Source organism: Novosphingobium sp. CCH12-A3, from assembly GCF_001556015.1.
GTDB lineage: Bacteria > Pseudomonadota > Alphaproteobacteria > Sphingomonadales > Sphingomonadaceae > Novosphingobium > Novosphingobium subterraneum.
Genome location: NZ_LSIA01000233.1, coordinates 1 through 16,954 on the forward strand (window position 1 = coordinate 1; position 16,954 = coordinate 16,954).

Here is a 16,954-nt window from a genome sequence, read left to right on the forward strand (position 1 = left end):
CGGGTCGTCAAGCTAACCCACTGATACCACTCAACTTAGTTTCGGATCGGGCTCTGAGAGCCAGAAGGTTGGGCAGACCGGACGTGCTGGTATGCTGGACTCGCCTGACCCGCAATTGCCAGGCGCGAGCCCCGCCATAGATCATAAGCGACAGGAACGCTGCACCGGTATCAACGGTGACGCCAATAAGCTGAAGAGCCGGGGCAAAGACGAAGGGAGCGAACACTGCAAGGGCGTGCAGTGTGAACTTCGACTTTCGAGAGTCTGCACGCGATCCCGCTCGAATCAGCAACCACGATATGATCAGCAGCGGCAGTTGCCCGAGAGAGAGCGAGATCGGCTTGGCCAGGCCAGATGCCCCCGCGATATCGACGGCCAGAGGGTGTATGCGTCCCTTGCCATAATATCCGATCGTGGGGACATTCTGGGATTGCGTGACCACGATCGTACGACCGGTGAGCAGCCCCGGCGTATAGGATCCGCTAAGCAACATCCTCTCGCCGACCTTGGGGATCGTGTCAGGTTCGACCAGAAAATCCGGTTCAAAGGTGTCCTGAAGCCCGGAATACTTCCCTGCAAGGGACGCAGCAAACGTGGGGTAATCGCGTCCGGCGATGTTCACTGAGTAAGGAGACGAGACGGCATAATCGATAAAGTTGCCGTTCCACACAGAGACAACAATGGGCGCCACGTCCGACAGCGCCTTTGGCGGCATTCGGAAATCTCGAAGCGTGAACGTATGGCCGAGACTCCCCACCGTCTGGCCACGCACCACGAGAGAAACCCCTGATCCAAAGGATCTGATTGTTTCAGCCAGCAATCGATCGCCCGCAGCATCTGTGCCGTACTTCACTGGCGCATCTACATAGACCCGATAGGGCATCTGGGGACGCAGTTGCTCCAGCACCCGCGCAAGCCTGGGTGCAGCAACCGTGTCAGAATCGGGGTGGTCACTGTCACTCTCAAGTTCGACGATGACCGTGGAGCCGTTGGCTTGGTGTTGGTTCAGCTTGTGCCGAACATTCCAAAAAACGTGATCAATCGGTGTCAGAAAATCGGTAAGCGCCAGCAACGCCGGGATCAGCAGCGCAAGGAACAGGGGGGTGCGCAGTTTCTTCAGCATGGACCCACGGGCGTTGTTTCCGAACCCGATTAGTCCGCAATGGTGAAGATCACCTTACCGGCTTGGGACGCTTAACAGGCAATCAACCAAGGCGATCCAATGATTTCCGCAGCATGAGAAGCTGCCAGATCAATCGGCTGTGGTCGGCACGGCCCGTCATGTGGGCCTCGGCAAGCGCGTCGATGCGTGTGCTGTTGAACCAGCCGGTGGCGGCTAGATATCCGCTGGCAGCAAGACCGCGCGCTTCCGCTGCCAAGGGACCGCGCAGCCACTGCGCAATCGGCGTGACGAATCCCATCTTCGGGCGAAACAGCACGTCCTGCGGCAGATAACGGCGCATCGTCTGCTTCATGAGCCACTTGCCCGTACTGCCTCGCACACGCATTCGTTCGGGCAGCCGCGCGCCGAATTCGACAAGCCGATGATCAAGCAGCGGTTCGCGCGCTTCCAGACTGACCGCCATGCTCGTCCGGTCGACCTTGGTCAGGATATCGCCGGGCATGTAGAACTTGAGGTCCGCATACTGGGCACGGTCCAGGCCAGAGCGGGCGGGAGCCTTGCGCATCAACTCCATCAACGGCTGTTCGGCCCGGTATTCACCGCGCAGATTCATGAAATCAGGCGTATAGAGCGTGTCTCGCAAGTCCGCCGAAGTCACGGCTAGGGCACGCGCGTATCCTTCCTCACCGCTGCCGGCGAGGCTGAGCAGCGTCGTCCTTGCGCGAAGCGGACGAGGTGCCCAGTCCGCCTTTGGCCACAGACGGCCCATGGTCCCGAACACCGGCTTTCGCAGCGCGGAAGGCAACAGGCCCCTCGCCTGTTCCTCGCGGTGCTGGAATGTCTGCCTGCGGTAACCGGCAAAAGCCTCGTCCGCCCCGTCGCCGGAAAGGGCCACCGTGACATGCTCGCGCGCCAGCTCGCAGACCCGGAATGTCGGGAGCGCCGACGCATCGGCGAAAGGCTCGTCGAACATGGCAGCAAGCCGATCAACCAGCGAGAAGTCTTCCGGCGAAACCGTGCGCTTCCAGTGCTGGGTGCCATATTGCGCGGCGATCCGATCCGCATAAGCGGTCTCGTCGAGCGCTGCGACATCGAAACCGATCGAACAGGTCTTTACCGGTGCCGTACTTGCCTCGGCCATGAGCGCGACGACGCTTGAACTGTCAACCCCGCCCGAAAGGAACGCCCCCAAGGGCACGTCGGCGAGCATGCGCGAAGTGACAGCCTCGCGCATATGGTGGAGCAGATGGGCCTCAAGATCCTGCCGACTGCCGGTGGCACGATCGGCGAAGGACACGTCCCACCACTGCACCGGAGGCGATGGCGGTGCATCGGCTCGAAGCAACTGGTAGTGCCCGGCAGCAAGCTTCTGCACGCCCTTGAGGATCGAGCGGTGATCCGGGACATAGCCCCAGGCAAGGTAATCTTCGACAGCCAGCGGATCGATTTCACGCCGCAGCGACGGGTGCGCGAGCAGCGCCTTCAGTTCCGAACCAAAGATGACGGCGCCGTCGGCAAGGCGCGCGGTGAACAGCGGCTTTACGCCAAAGCGATCTCGCGCCAGCAAGGTGGTGCGCTGGCGCAGGTCGTGCAGCGCGAAAGCGAACATGCCGTGAAGGCGCGGCAGGCAGTCAACGCCCCAATGCCGCCAGGCCTGGAGAATGACCTCGGTGTCGCCATCGGTGCGGAAGGTTGCGCCGAGCGCAATCAGGTCACCGCGAAGTTCCCTGTAGTTGTAGATCTCGCCGTTGAAGACGATGGCCGCATCGCCTTCAGCCGCAAGCATCGGCTGTGGCGATCCAGCGAGGTCGATGATGGACAGGCGGCGATGGCCGAGGCCGACGCCCGGCGCCGTCCAGACGCCTTCGCCATCAGGCCCGCGATGGGCGATGGCATCGCACATCCGCCGGACCCGTTCCGGATCGACAGGCTTGAGACCTTCGGTATGGATGATTCCGGCAATTCCGCACATGCGAACGTGACCTAGCGCCCTGCAGCCGTGCGGTCCATCCACGCTTCGACCGGCCCGATCGCGGCAATGGCGGCGCGAAGGGAGGCCTCGGCGGGAGGCTGGCCGGGAACCCCGTCTTCCGCGGACAGGATCAGCGCGGCCGTGCTGCGGGTCCGCAGCAGCAGACGGTCAACGATGTTGGCAAGCTTCAGGCGCGTGTTGCTACCGGTGATGAGCGGGCCGGAGCGATAGTAGCTCTCGGCAAGACGATGGACCGGACCTGCTGCCTGGATGCGCTCGGCATGGCCCCCGGCGAGCGGAGCAGCGGACCTTTCCCACGCCCACCCGCTGTCGAGCGGGATCGCGCCCTGTCCGAAGCCGCCGGCCTCGCGGCCATCGGCCTGCGCCCCGTAGAGCGCGAACGATATGTCCACGACATGGCCTGAAGCATCGCGGAAACGGCCGAGAAGGACGTGCGAGGCGCCCGAATGCAGCGGCTTCCATGGCACCTGAGGCGTGAAGTCGATCTGCTGCCAGCCAGGGATCGGGGCAAAGTCTATCCGTGCCGGCATCGGTGCCTCGAGGCGACCGGCCAAGGCGCTCCACCCGCTGAAGATCAGCGCCAGAGCAGCGAGCGCCGCAAGCGCCCTCGGCGGTCCGATCCGATATTGCGAAAGTGCGCTCAGCAGACGGTTGGCCTGAATGGCTTCGGCATCGATCATCCGATCATCGATCGCGCGGTCGAAAAAGCGCCAGGCCATGACCATGACCAGCGCCATCACCAGCGCGAAGAAGATCCAGCCGTAGAAGATATGATCGAACCCGGCGGCGAATTCGATGCCGCGGTGTTCGGCGATGAAGATGGTGCCCCAGGCCCGCACGCCATTCGCCAGGATCGGCATGGCGATGCTCAAACCCATGAACGCGATGCGACGGCTCCACGAGGCGAAGCAGACGTTGGCGACCAACGCGCCGTACGCGATCATCGCGATGAGGAACTTGACGCCAGAACAGGCCTCGGCCACTTCGAAATAGCCGCCCGGCGTGGTGATGAAGACACCTTCGATATGCGCAGGCACCTGGCTCGCATCGAGCAGCGCCATCGTCATCTGCGCGGTAATCGTCTGCAGGAACGGGATCAGCTCGTCTCCGGCCGGCACCAGAAACAGCATGTAGGCAATCGGAAAGAGCAGACCGGCCCAGACCCTGGGGCCGAGGAGGACCACTGCACTTGCCTGCGCCATCAGGACAACGCCAAGCTGCGTGGCCAGTGACAGACCCGCAAATGTTCCGAGAAGCCAAAGAAACGCCGCACCGCCAAAGAACACCAGACCAGGCCACCAGCCCTGCGGCTCGAGCTTCACCACCTCGCGCCAGCGTAGCGAGATCAGCCAAGCCAGGATGAAGGGGATCAGGAGGACGTGATTGTAAGTCGAGCTGTCCCACCATTGCAGGAACATCTCGCGCCAGTCGGTAGCGAAAAGCGCGACGTTGCAGGCCCAAGCGATGGCAAGACAAGCGAGCGCGTGGCGCCACGCTGCGGGCAGATTGGCCCAGCGCTGCTGGAGCGGCGCTTTCAGGGTCAGATCAGGCTGCGGCACGTGAACCCTCAGGTGCCGTAAGACCGAGCAAGCCGGCCAGCGGGGCAAGTACGCCTGCCCAGCCGCACTTCTCTACGACGAAGGAGCGGGCAGACTGACCGATCGTGCCCGCCCGGACCTTGTCGTGAAGCAAGCTCAGCGCGGCTTTCGCCAAGGCTTCGGCGCCGTTTGCGACTACGAGTTCCTGCCCGTCGCGCGCGGGGATGCCGGTGGCGGCTTCGGGCGTGGCCAGCACCGGGCGTGCCATCGCCATGGCTTCGAGCACCTTGTTCTGCACGCCGCGCGCGATGGTCAGCGGAGCAACGACCAATTCCGCGCCAGCCAGCCACGGTCGGACATCGATCACCGCGCCGGTCACGCGAGTGCCGTGGACGCCTTCGAGCGCGCGAACGGCGAGCGTCGGCGCGCGGCCCACGACGTTGAAGCGGGCTTGCGGAAATACCGCGCGGATCTGCGGCATGACCGCCTGCGCAAACATCTCCACGGCCGCGATGTTCGGGGGATAGTCCATCTGGCCAGTGAAGGTGATGTGCGGCCCCTGCCCCTCAAGCTCGGGAGCAAGCGGCACTCCTTCAGGGTCAAAGAAGTCGGTGTCGATGCCATTGCCCAGCGCCAGAACGGCGGGGTCAGCGCCCGGCAGAAGGCGCTGGCGAAACAGGGCGGCTTCTTCCGGCGTCACCAGCAGGCTTGCATTGACACGGCGAGCAACATCGCTTTCGAAACGCGACAGCAGCCGAGCTTCACGCGCGTAGAGATGAGCCAAAGGAAAGCGGGCCTGCCCTGCGTAGGATTCGAACTTTGCCGAATCGACGTCGACAAAGTCCATCACGACACGACCTGCGAAGTCCGTCGGCACGTATTGGGCCATCTGGCCGGAGAAAACGTAGATGGCCGAGATCGGACGGGTGGCGAGAACCTTGGCCACGTAAGCCGAGATGCGCTTGTCCGCGAAAGCCGTCAGGCTCACGGGCTTGCCCGACGCCAGCGCCTCAAGCGCGGCGATCTTGAGCGAGCGCGACCGCCGGACAAGGCAATGGGAAGCGGCGACGGCGGCAAGGTCGGGCTCGTGCGCCATATCGCCCTCATCGTCGGCGAAGCACGCCACGTGCACCGGTGCAAGGCCTGCAATGTGCCGGAGGACGTGGCACGACCGGATCTTGTCGCCGCGATCGGGCGGAAACGGGATGCGATGGGCAAGGAACAGGACCTCGCTCATGCCAGGCCTTGCGCGATCAGCGGGCCGACACGGTTGGCGAGGCCAAGCGGCAGCTTCTGCCACAACGCGATCTTGGCCTTGTACTGCGGGCTGAGCGGATTGACGTCGCGCGGAGCGTGCCCATCGGCGGTCCACGTCGCATAAGCCAGTGGCTCTGGCGTGAAGCCCCAGTTGCGCTTGAAGTGGTAGGCGCCGGTATCAACCTTGGACCTGCCAAAATCGAACCGATCGCAGCCCTGCACGCGCGCATGGTTCATCAGCGCATAGTACATCACATCGTTGGCACGCATCGTCCGCGCCGCGAAGGTGCCGCCGCCCCAGTAGGGCATGACTGCGCCGCGGTGATAGAGGCTCAGCACCGAGGCGAGCGGCTGCCCGTCACTGACCACGGTCAGGATGTCAGCGTCATCGCCGAAGCCGTCCAGCACTGCATCGAACAGGCGTTTCGGGAAAACCGGCGTGCCGAGATTGCGGACGGATTCGGCATAGACCGCATAGTGCATCGCGCGATCCTCGGCGCTGCTGCCGGTCCGCACTTCCATGCAATAACCCAGGCCACGCCGCACCTCGGCGCGCTGCTTGCGCGGGATGGCCAGTAGTTGCGCTTCAACATCTGGTGCCAGCGCCGTGACGAACCCGGCGTGGCTGTCGGTCTTCACATGCCAGCCCTCGCCTTCCGGCAAAGGACCGCCACGAAGCTCGATCGTCGGACAGTTCAGGCGCACGGCCAGTTCCTGCGCGGCAATGAACAGCGCCGGGCTGCCCTCACCGACAACGCCGCCGCCCACGCCAAAGCCGGTGGAGACCAGCGCGCGGCCGAACAGCGGTGAATGGACTTCGTGCAGGGGCAGCACGGCGCGGATCACACCGTCCTGCTCCGAAATCAGGATGTGCGTGCGGTGGCCAGTCGAGCGTTCTACCGCGTCAAGCCATTCTGGCCGGTGAAAGGCAGTGGCATTGGGATGATCGGCCAAAAAGCGCGCCACAGCCCCCCGGTCATCGGGACCGCCGAGGCGTACAACGGAACTGGCGAGAAAGAATGGCGCGTTCATGCTGCGCGGCTCAACGGCGCTCGCGCAGCTTCCGTGGCGGCAACCTCGTCCATCCGGCCCCAGCGGAACTCACGCACCAGACGCGACAGCTTTGCCGCCATGACATCAAGATTGGTGTAGTGCCGCAAGCGCGACTTAAGCGGGGCGACGGCGGGGCGCGGCTGGTCGGGGTCGATCTCCCAGGGATGGAAATAGAACACCGCCGGCCGGTCATCGCGTTCGTTGACCTGGCGGATCGCCCAGCGCGAGACGGCATAGGGCAGCAGCCGGAAGAAGCCGCCACCGCCTGCCGCCATCCGTCTCCTTGCCACCTCTGCCGTCGTGACCGGTATCTCGATCAGGTCCGCGCCCTCGATGGGGCGGAACGCAAACCGCGGTGCCTCGCGCCAGCCATAGTGGTCATGCACGACAGGCGCGACCGAGGAGGAATAGACGTAGCCCTGCTCTGCCAGCACTTCATGCGCCCAGGGAGTGCGGGCATCGATGGAAAAGCTTGGCGCGCGATAACCGGTGACGCGCTGCCCGGTCACGTCTTCCAGCACCTTGCGCGCGCGTGCGATGTCGGCAGCAAAGGCTTCGCGCCCCAGCATGAATACGCGGGCGTGATCCCAGCCATGGCTGGCGATCTCGTGCCCTGCGCCAGCGATACGGCGCATCATCGCCGGGTAGCGCTCGGCAATCCAGCCAAGCGTGAAGAACGTTCCCTTCACGCCCGCTTCCTCGAACAGAGAAAGGATCTGCTCGCAATTGCGCTCGACCCGGCAATCGAGCCCGTCCCAGTCCTTGCGGTCAATCACGGTTTCGAACGCGCCGACCTGGAACCAGTCCTCGACGTCGACAGAGAGTCCGTTCAGCATCTGGCCATTCAGCACTTGGCCGTTCAGCACCCCGGACGACATCTGTTCACCCCTTATGACGCCGCTCACGCAGCGGCGCGATGGAAGTCTTCGGCCTCGATCCACTCGATCAGCATGGTCAGGGTGTGGCGAATGGCCTGTTCCTGCTCGCTGGTCCGTGATTCCAGCGCGGCAATCGTACGCTGGGCCTCTGCCAGTGCAGCCAGCACACCGTCATCGCCGGGACGTGCTTCGAGAGCGGCGATGCGGCGATTGGCTTCTTCAAGCTGCGCGGCAAGATCGAAGTCCGGCAGCGGCGCGACTGGCGCGGCGCGCATGTCGGCCAGTTCGATGATCGCCTGCTGGAGTTCGGCAATCTGCTCGTCGCGTTCAGCCAGGGCGGCACGCCATGCGCTCTCGTCCAGGGCCGGCGCGGCAACAGGCGCCTGAGCGGCCGGAAGGTCAACCTGGGGCACATCGGCCAAGGGAGCGGGGGCGACCGAGACCTGCGGCTTGCCGAAAGCGCCATCGCCCGCAAGGTCCGCCAGCACGGCCTGCAGCATTGCTGCATCGATATGATCGCGCTGGTCCACCGCGCCCATCAGCATCAGACGGTTGACGATCTGGTTGATCCGGCGGGGCACGCCGCCGCTGGCCTTGGCGAGATCGGCATAGACGCGCGCATCGAACTGCGGACGCCCTTGCCAGCCGACCAGCGCAAGGCGATGCTCGACATAGCTGCCGACTTCAGCCGGCTCCATCGGATCAAGGTGATGCGAGGCGATGACGCGCTGGCGCAATTGCTCGAGCTCGGGCGACGTCTGGATCAGCGTGCGGAACTCAGGCTGGCCGAGCAACAGGATCTGCAGCAGCGGGTGCGCGCCCAACTGGAAGTTGGAAAGCATGCGCAGCTCTTCGAGCGCTTCGACCGAAAGGTTCTGCGATTCATCGACCACCAGCAGGCAGCGGCGGCCTTCGCGCGCTTCATGATGCAGGAACGCCTCGATCTGGGCGAGTGCGGTGGCCTTGTCGTGGCCCGCCACTTCCAGTCCGAAGGCGCGAGCGGCGACGTGAATCAGTTCCTCGCCATCGAGCGCCGAGGTGACGATCTGGGCAGCGGTGAGTCGCTGGCGATCGACCGTCGCCATGAGGTGCGCTGCGAGCGTCGACTTGCCCGCGCCGACTTCGCCGGTGATGACGATGAAGCCCTCACCCTGAGCAAGGCCATAACCGAGGTAAGACAAGGCCTTACGGTGCGTTCCGCTTTCGAAATAGAAGCGCGGATCGGGCGTCAGCTGGAACGGACGGCCGGTAAGTCCATAAAATTCATCGTACATCGAAGCCGTCTCCGGGCATCAGAAGGAATAGCGCAGGCCGACAAGGCCCGATGCGATTACTTCGTCTTCAATCACTTTACGGTTAACACTATCCAAACCGACCGCTGCGGTCGCCACGAGGCGGTCCGTCAGGTTGCGGAAGTAGGCGGCGTTGACGCCCACCGTGGTCACGTCGCCAAGGCTCGAAGCGCCTGACTCGAACCACGCGGCATAAGCCGAAACGGCGAAGCTCGACCGCCGGTCGATCGGGCCGTTGAGACCGGCGTCGACATAGAAGCTTTCGTCCACCAAGCCATTCGCAGCGCCAAGAACCGAATCCTCCCGAGCGATGTACTTGCGGCGGATGTAGCCTGCGCCAACCCCGGCCTGCAGGCGGCCGAGGCGGTGGGCATAAGTGGCGTTGACGCCGCGGGCGCGGAACACCGAACTTGCGACCGAGGACAGCGCATTGTTGACGCAGCCGCCGGATTCTGAGCCGATGGCGCAACCGCTGATCTGGCCGTTGAACGGATCGCGGTTGACCTGGAAATCGGTCGGCAGATCGCGCAGCGCGCGGTTCACCTGCCCGCCAAAGCCCGACACGTTGTCGTAGACGGCGACTGTCAGCGAGCTGCGCACGTTCGGGTTGTAGGAGAAGCTGCCGTAGTAGGTCGTGCTGTCATAGCGGCGACCGACAAAGGCAGAGAGTGCAGTGCGTCGGCTCGGCCGCCACATCACGCCTGCGTCCCAGGTAAAGCCTTCGGTATCGTAAGCCAGCTTGCGGGCCTGCGACTTGTCGGTGACGTAGCGGCCGTTGCTGCCGATCACCGGCACGCCAGCGGAATCGCGCACGGCATCACGGGCAGAGACCTCCACATCCTCGTATCCGACCGCGCCAACGAGGGCGAGTTCCATCGTGACGGGATAGGTGACCTGCACGCCTGCGCGCATGTCACGCACGCGCTGATCGAGGTTGCTCACGTCTTCCTGATAGTACGATCCGCTGGCCGTGATGCCCACCGGAAGGACCGTATCAGGCGCAATGCCTGCAGAGACTTGCGCCGACTGCGATACGGAATCGTCGAAGATGTCGGTCAGTGCCTGCCCCGGGGAAAGCTGGAGGGCATCCTTCTGCTGCACCTTGGTGTAACCGAGGATGTAGGAGCCAGACAGCGCCACGTTGCCCACGTGGGTGGAAACGGCAGGTCCGGCGTAGAGCGAATAGACCTGGCTTACCGCGTCGTCAGCGGCGAGCGGATTGAGCGTTGACGCACCACTGCCCTCGACGCGTGTGCGGGCCGCAAGCGCGCCAGCTTCGACCGAGAGAGTGCGCGGGATCAGGTCATGCTTGACGCGCGCGAGGCCGGAAAGCGTATCCCCGTCACGCACGCGATCCGTCTGCGATATCCGCCGCTCATAGCGGACCGAGACGGCGCCTTGCGTGCGACGACCGTTGAGCGTCATGTCGACACCGGCCGCGATCGTGCTGTAGGTCAGCACTTCGTCGCCGGGCGAGAGCTCCCACAGCACGTTCTGCGTGGCTTCGATGTAGGGCGTGATCGTGGCGCGAGGGCCGCCACCGGCACCGCGCGAGGTCAGGCCCCCGCCCTTGCGCGGAGCATCGGCCTTGCCCGAGGGCGCATCACCATCGACGCTCTCGTAATCGAGCGATTGCGCGTGAAGCGGACCTGCCACGAGCATTGCCCCGGCAAGCGCGAGCAGGCGCACTGGAAGGCGCGAAGGAAGCCGCATCCGGGTCATTCCTTGTATCCATAGTAAGTGCCGAAGCGGCGACCGGTGGTCGAGAACCGCGTGCCGTTGAGCAGGAGCTTGATGTCCTCGCAGGCCGAGAGCAGGCTCACGGCATCGCGCAGCGCGGCTTCGCCGGTGATATCGGCGCGCACCACCATCACGGTCTGTCCGACGTGATTGGCCAGGACGCTGGCGGGTGACGCTGCCAGCACCGGCGGCGAATCGAAGATGACCACGCGGTTCGGGGCATGGGCCGTCAGCCGGGCCAGCACATCCTCGGTACGGGCGGAGGCGAGGTATTCGGTGTCCGACCCCGTCGCATTGCCGGCAGGCAGGACGTAGAGCCCGGCGATGTCGGTGCCGATCACGCAGTCTTCCACGGCAATGTCCGGATCGGCCAGCGCGTCCATCAAACCCTTCCCGCCCGGCAGGCCGAGCGTGGAGAGAACCGAAGGCTTGGCGAAATCGGCATCGACCAGCAGGACTTCGGTGTCCTTCTCCGCCGCCATCGACAGCGCGAGGTTGACCGCACAGAAGGTCTTGCCCTCACCCGGGTGGGCCGAAGCGACAAGAATGCGCTCGCCATGCTCGACCCGCTCGTCTGCCGCCGTGCGCAGCAACTGGCGCTTCACGATGCGGAATTCCTCGAGCAGGCCGGTCACCCCGCCCTCGGGCTCGATCAGGCACTGTTCGCGCAAATGCGCGCGGTCGATCGCGTGGCGCTCGCCAGTGAACGGACGCACCGGCGGCTCGGACCGGACGATCGGTTCAGGCGTGACGGGCTCGGCCACAGACCTGGGCGCTGGCACTGGCGCGACCTTCGGCACCGGCGCGGGCGCAAGGTCGGGCACGACCGGGCGCGTCAACGTGCGGAAATCGAAGGTTCCGGAAGCGCGCTCGATCAGCGAAGGACCGCTTGCCGGGAGAGGAATCTTGCTCTGATCGGTCATCGCATGTCTCCTCAGGCCACCATGCCGCGCTTGAGCATCTCGACGCCGAGCAGGACGAAGAGGACGACGAAGAGGCCCGCCACGCCGCCAGCCCAATATTTCAGGCGCTTGGCGCGCTGGGCACGGGTTTCGCGCGTGATCGCTTCGGAAATCGCGCCGAGCACGGGCAGGCCGGTGGCGCGCTCCAGCTGGCCGGTGGTCGAATAGGCGGACTTGAGCTGGCCCAGCGCAAACGCGCCGCCACAGCCCGCGCCGATGCCGACGATCAGCACAAGGAACAGCAACAGCGGACGGTCCGGCGCAGCCGGGCCGCGCGGCATCGTCGGCGGATCGATCACCTCGAACTTCACCGCATCGCGCTCGGTCTCGACCTGGCCGCGCAGGCGAAGCTGCTCGCGGTCGCGCAGGAGCTTGTCGTATTGCTCCTTGAGCACGTCGTAATCGCGATTGATGCGCGCAGCCTCGGCTGCCACGGTCGGCTCGCTGTACTGCTGCGCGGTCAGTTGCGAGATCTCTGCCTGAAGCGACGCGCGGCGCGATTGCAAGGAAACGAGGCTGGCCTCGCGGTCGGCCTTGATCGACACGAGCGAGCTATAGGCAGGGTTGGGCGCACCGCCGCCACCGCCCTCGCCTGCCGCAGCCTTCTGCAGGTTGGCAATTTGCGCCTTGGCCGAGATCACGTCGGGATGGCTGTCGGTCAGCCCCCGCGCGCGCATCGATCCCAGATCAGACATGGCCTGGGCCAGAGCGCCCTTGGCCCCGCCCGAAACGCCGGGAATGGCAATGGTCTGCGGGGTGCCCGAAAGCTGGCCGTTGATCGAGGCCAGCGCGCTCTGTGCCGCGAGCAGGTTGGATTCGACATCGCGCATCTGGTTGCGCGCGGCCTCGAGCCGGGTGGTCAACGAACCTGCGCCGGGGATGAAGCCAGCATTCTTCGATTCGAACTCGGTGCGCTTCAGTTCTGCTTCTTCGAGGGCCTTCTTCCGGTCGGCCAGCTGCTGGTCCATGAAGGCCAGCGTGTCGGTCATCTCGCCACGGCCGCCTGCAAGGTTCTCCTCGCGGAAGATGTCGATCATCTTCTGGACCACGTCCTGCGCAAGCTTGGCGTTCTCGCCATCGTTGCGGCCACCGCCTCCAGCGGTGCCGGTAATCTCGAACAGGTTGTCCTGCTGGCTGACCACCGTCACCTGCTTGCCGAGGCTCTCGACCGCCGCCTGCATCTGCTTGTCAGTGGTCACCTTGTCACCCAGCCGGGTAGCGCGGACGACCTTTTCAAGGTTCACCGCGCTCGTCAGGGTCTGGCGGACACGCTCGATATCGCGCTTGCGGTCTCCGCCGATGCCGATCTGGTCGGCCAGGACGTCATCGATCTGGACGAAGATGCGCGCCTTGGATTCATAGCTGTTGGGCACCATCGCCACCACCAGCCAACCGAGCAGGCAGACGGCCCATGTGATGCCCAGCGCAATCCAGCGCCGGTGCCAGATGCCATGGAGCGCAATGCGCAGTTCCTCGTAAATGCTGGTCATCGGCGCGCGCTCAGAACGTGCTCTCGGGGATGATGATCACGTCGCCGGGCATCAGCAGCACGTTGGCCTTGGTATCGCCCTTGCGCAGCAGATCGCCGATGCGCACTGCGTATTCCTTCTGCGCGCCCGACTGCTTGTCGAACCGCACCAGCCGCGCCTTGTTGCCGGCAGCATATTCGGAAAGCCCGCCCACCGCGATCATCGCGTCCAGCAGCGTCATGTTGGCGCGGAAGGGGATCGAGGCCGGTTTCTCGGTCGCCCCGACGATGCGCACCTGCTGACTGAAGGTCCCGGCAAACTTGTTTACGATGACCGAGACGATGGGCTCCTGAATGTACTGCGAGAGCTGCAGCTTGATGTCCTCGGCCAGCATGGAGGGCGTCTTTCCGACCGCAGGCATATCGGTGATCAACGGCGTGGTGATGCGCCCGTCCGGCCGGACCTGCACGCTCGCGCCAAGTTCAGGATTGCGCCAGACGAAGATGGTCAGTTCATCGAGCGGGCCGATCACGTACTCCTCGCCGGGCCCTTCCTGCAGCGCCACGAACGAGGCAGGTGGCAACTGCGGACCTGCTCCAACTCCGCCACAGCCAGACAGGGCAAGGCTCAGCATGGCCGTGCCGGCAAGCATACGGGTCAGGCGGGAATTGAACGGCATGAACTGTCCTTCTTGCTGCGGTGGCTCCTGCGCAAAAGCCTCGTCAGCCGCATGCGCAGGTCCGCAAATCACCGCTGGCTATCGCCAAAAAGGGTGAAGATTGCGTTAGCCTTGATTGCTTGAAGGCGTGACGCCAAGCGCCCATTCGCCGCCGTCCCGTAACGGGACTGGCGCGGAGTCATCCGTTAACAGCCGGAACCTATGCTCTTGTCAGACAAGCATTTCCGCGGCCGGCCCCTGGCCAAGGAACATCGCCGGGCTGGCGCTCGCTCCATAGGCACCGGCGCAGAAAATGGCGACGATATCGCCGACGACAGCCCGCGGGAAACCACCCTTGTCGGCCAGCCGATCGAGCGGAGTGCACAGGCATCCAACGATGCTCGCCTCCTCCTCTACCGGCGCATCGAAGCGCGTGGCGATGGCACTGGGATAATTGCGCCTGACCACTGTGCCGAAGTTGCCCGAGGCGGCTAGCTGGTGATGCAGGCCGCCATCGGTGACGAGGTAGATCTCGCCATGGCTCTCCTTGCGATCCACCACGGTCGCAAGATAAACGCCTGCTTCGCCAACGAGATAGCGGCCAAGCTCGATGCAGAAGGCCGTGTCGCGCAGAACTTCGGGCAGATCGGCAAAGCGCTCGGCCAAGGCCTCGCCGACCGCGCCGATGTCGACTGGTTCATCCCCCGGGAAATAGGGAATGCCGAACCCGCCGCCGAGATTGCACTTCGCCAGAGGAACCCCGGTTTCCTCGGCAAGGCGCGCCGCCAGTGCCAGGGTCTGGCCCTGAGTCTCGATGATCGCGTCGGCTGAAAGCGCCTGGCTTCCGGCAAAGATATGGAAACCCTGCCAGTCCGCTCCTGCAGCAAGCAACTTGCGCGCGAGCGCCGGTACGCGTTCCGCATCGATGCCGAAGGGCTTGGCCCCGCCGCCCATCTTCATGCCCGACCCTTTGAGGTCGAAATCCGGATTGACCCGAATGGCAAGCCGGGGACGAACGCCCACTCGTTCGGCAATGGCCAGAGCGCGGCTGGCTTCCCCCTCGGATTCGAGGTTCAGGGTTGCTCCCGTCGCAATCGCTGCCTCAAGCTCCGCGTCGCGCTTGCCGGGGCCCGCGAAGCTGACCCGGGCCGGGTCAACGCCCGCCGCGCGGACGATGGATAGTTCGCCGCCTGAGGCGATATCGAAACCATCCACCAGCCCGAGCATATGCTTGAGCAATGGCCCGTAAGGGTTTGCCTTGACTGCATAATGGATGGAAAGCCGTTCCGGCATCGCGGCGCGCAATGCCGCCACCCGCGCCGTCAGAAGATCGCGCGAATATACGAACAGGGGCGTTACGCCCGCTTCCGCAACAAGTTCGGTCGCCTTGCGCCCGGCGATTGCCAGGACACCGTCGATGGCGGTGTAACCCGATGGAATAGGGCCGAGCGGCTTCATGCCTGCGTCTCCTCGGCCAGTTCTGCAGCCAGCGCAACCCGGTCAAGCTTGCCATTCGGACTCACGGGCATGATCTCCCGCCAATGGACGTGGCGCGGCACCATGAAATTCGGCAAGGCGCGGGTCAGGGCAGGAACCAGGCCGTCCTTGTCGGCGCCGAGCATCGCTCGCGCCACGAGATGGATCGCTTGCCCCAGTTGCGGATCGGGCAATCCCAGCGCTACCGCCTCGGCAACGATGCCTGTGGCAACCGCAGCTTCTTCGACTTCCTGAGGGCTGACGCGATTGCCGCTGGTCTTGATCATGGCGTCACGCCTGCCGACGAAATGCAGCAACCCTTGCGCATCGCGCTTCACCCGGTCCCCCGACCAGACGGCCATGCGGCCAAGCTTCGAGAACGCCGGCGCAGGCCTGAACCGCTCCGCCGTGCGCACTGCGTCCTGCCAGTATCCTTGCGCAACCAGCGGCCCTGCGTGGACCAGTTCACCTTCTTCCTCGGCTTGAGCTTCTTCGCCCAAGTCATTGATGACAAGAACTTCTGCAAAGGGAATGGCACTACCGATCGAGGTGGGGTGCTCGTCGACCAGCGCGGGATCGAGGTAGGTCGACCGGAAGGCCTCGGTCAGCCCGTACATGGCATAGAGGTCGGCCACCGGGAATTTTGTCCGCAGCGCGCGGACCAGCGATGGCGTCAAGGCGCCGCCGCTGTTTGTCAATCGCTTGAGCGATTGCGCGGCGTCCTGCGGCCATTCCAGTTCCACCAGTTGCAGCCAGAGCGGCGGCACGGCAGCGATTGTGGTGATGCCATGCCGGGCAACTGCCTTTACCACATCGCGCGGCGTGAGGTAATCCAGCGGTACCACGCTGCCCCCGGCGTACCACGTGGACAGCAGCTGATTCTGACCATAGTCGAATGCGAGCGGGAGTACGGCAAGCACGCGGTCCTGTGGCGCGATCCGCAGGTAATACGCAACGCTGACGGCCCCCAGCCAAAGATTGGCCTGGCTGAGCATCACTCCCTTCGGACGCCCGGTAGAGCCACTGGTATAGAGAATGGCGGCAAGGCTGTCCGGCTCTGCGTCAGACGGCGGAAGTGCGCCACCTTCGGCCTCCGCTTCGGCCCATACAGCAGCCTCCTCAATCGCCCGGCAAGGTGCGTCGCCCTCCTCCAGCGTATCGAGGCGGCCCTTGTTCGAGATCAGCAGCGCGGCCCCGCTGTCGGCCAGGATGTGCGCCGCCTGTGCGCGCTTGAGCAGCGGGTTGATCGGTACGTGGATTAGCCCTGCCCGTACCGCAGCCAGTGGCATCAGGCAGGCAAGCTCGGTCTTGGGCAGCCAGGTCGCCACCCGGCCACCGGGTTCGCCGACGCGCGATTTCAACCACTTCGCAAGGGTTCCTACACGTGCATTTAACGCTTCATGGCTAAGCGTGCGGTCCTTGAGCACCAGTGCAGGGGCATCACGCTCGCCGCGCAAGGCAAGGTGGTCGAGCGGATACACGGTGGGATCGGGCGTTTGTGGCACTCGGGTCTCG

Annotated in this window: 13 protein-coding genes; all 13 read right to left on the minus strand. The window is 64.6% G+C overall.

Annotation, left to right across the window (positions count from 1 at the left end; genetic code table 11):
• Nucleotides 1-7: 7 nt before the first annotated feature.
• The 13 genes from AX703_RS18475 to AX703_RS18535 all read right to left on the minus strand — a co-directional run bounded on the left by AX703_RS18475 (nt 8) and on the right by AX703_RS18535 (nt 16,944).
• Complete coding sequence (locus AX703_RS18475) at nt 8-1,123, minus strand: hypothetical protein (protein ID WP_062346148.1); 1,116 nt, start codon at nt 1,121-1,123, stop codon at nt 8-10.
• A gap of 82 nt (nt 1,124-1,205) precedes the next feature.
• Nucleotides 1,206-3,095, minus strand: coding sequence for an XrtA/PEP-CTERM system amidotransferase (locus AX703_RS18480; RefSeq protein WP_062346150.1), 1,890 nt, complete (start codon nt 3,093-3,095; stop codon nt 1,206-1,208).
• Between the two features lie 11 nt (nt 3,096-3,106).
• Entirely contained in the window at nt 3,107-4,675 is a 1,569-nt protein-coding gene (xrtA, locus tag AX703_RS18485; RefSeq protein ID WP_082734677.1) for an exosortase A, read from the minus strand.
• Nucleotides 4,662-5,891: a TIGR03087 family PEP-CTERM/XrtA system glycosyltransferase gene (locus AX703_RS18490; RefSeq protein WP_062346152.1), complete on the minus strand. Its 1,230-nt coding sequence runs from the start codon at nt 5,889-5,891 to the stop codon at nt 4,662-4,664. Before AX703_RS18490 ends, xrtA begins: the two co-directional genes overlap by 14 nt.
• On the minus strand, nt 5,888-6,943 hold the full coding sequence (locus AX703_RS18495) for a FemAB family XrtA/PEP-CTERM system-associated protein (RefSeq protein WP_062346154.1): 1,056 nt from the start codon (nt 6,941-6,943) through the stop codon (nt 5,888-5,890). Before AX703_RS18495 ends, AX703_RS18490 begins: the two co-directional genes overlap by 4 nt.
• Nucleotides 6,940-7,842, minus strand: coding sequence for an XrtA system polysaccharide deacetylase (locus AX703_RS18500; protein WP_231735611.1), 903 nt, complete (start codon nt 7,840-7,842; stop codon nt 6,940-6,942). The genes AX703_RS18495 and AX703_RS18500 overlap by 4 nt, the downstream gene beginning before the upstream one ends.
• A 23-nt stretch (nt 7,843-7,865) precedes the next feature.
• Nucleotides 7,866-9,116, minus strand: a complete 1,251-nt coding sequence (locus tag AX703_RS18505) for an XrtA/PEP-CTERM system-associated ATPase (RefSeq protein WP_062346155.1) — start codon at nt 9,114-9,116, stop codon at nt 7,866-7,868.
• 18 nt (nt 9,117-9,134) lie between these two features.
• Complete coding sequence (locus AX703_RS18510; protein WP_062346204.1) at nt 9,135-10,847, minus strand: hypothetical protein; 1,713 nt, start codon at nt 10,845-10,847, stop codon at nt 9,135-9,137.
• Between the two features lie 5 nt (nt 10,848-10,852).
• A complete protein-coding gene (locus AX703_RS18515) occupies nt 10,853-11,797 on the minus strand; it encodes an AAA family ATPase (RefSeq protein ID WP_062346157.1) in 945 nt (314 codons plus the stop codon).
• Nucleotides 11,798-11,808: 11 nt separating this feature from the next.
• Nucleotides 11,809-13,326, minus strand: coding sequence for an XrtA system polysaccharide chain length determinant (locus tag AX703_RS18520; protein ID WP_062346159.1), 1,518 nt, complete (start codon nt 13,324-13,326; stop codon nt 11,809-11,811).
• Nucleotides 13,327-13,336: 10 nt separating this feature from the next.
• Entirely contained in the window at nt 13,337-13,984 is a 648-nt protein-coding gene (locus AX703_RS18525; RefSeq protein ID WP_062346206.1) for an XrtA/PEP-CTERM system exopolysaccharide export protein, read from the minus strand.
• A gap of 210 nt (nt 13,985-14,194) precedes the next feature.
• Nucleotides 14,195-15,421 carry a pyridoxal-dependent decarboxylase, exosortase A system-associated gene (locus tag AX703_RS18530; protein WP_062346161.1) on the minus strand — a complete coding sequence of 409 codons (1,227 nt, stop codon included), beginning with the start codon at nt 15,419-15,421 and terminating at the stop codon, nt 14,195-14,197.
• On the minus strand, nt 15,418-16,944 hold the full coding sequence (locus AX703_RS18535; protein ID WP_062346162.1) for an acyl-CoA ligase (AMP-forming), exosortase A system-associated: 1,527 nt from the start codon (nt 16,942-16,944) through the stop codon (nt 15,418-15,420). Before AX703_RS18535 ends, AX703_RS18530 begins: the two co-directional genes overlap by 4 nt.
• Between the last annotated feature and the right edge of the window lie 10 nt (nt 16,945-16,954).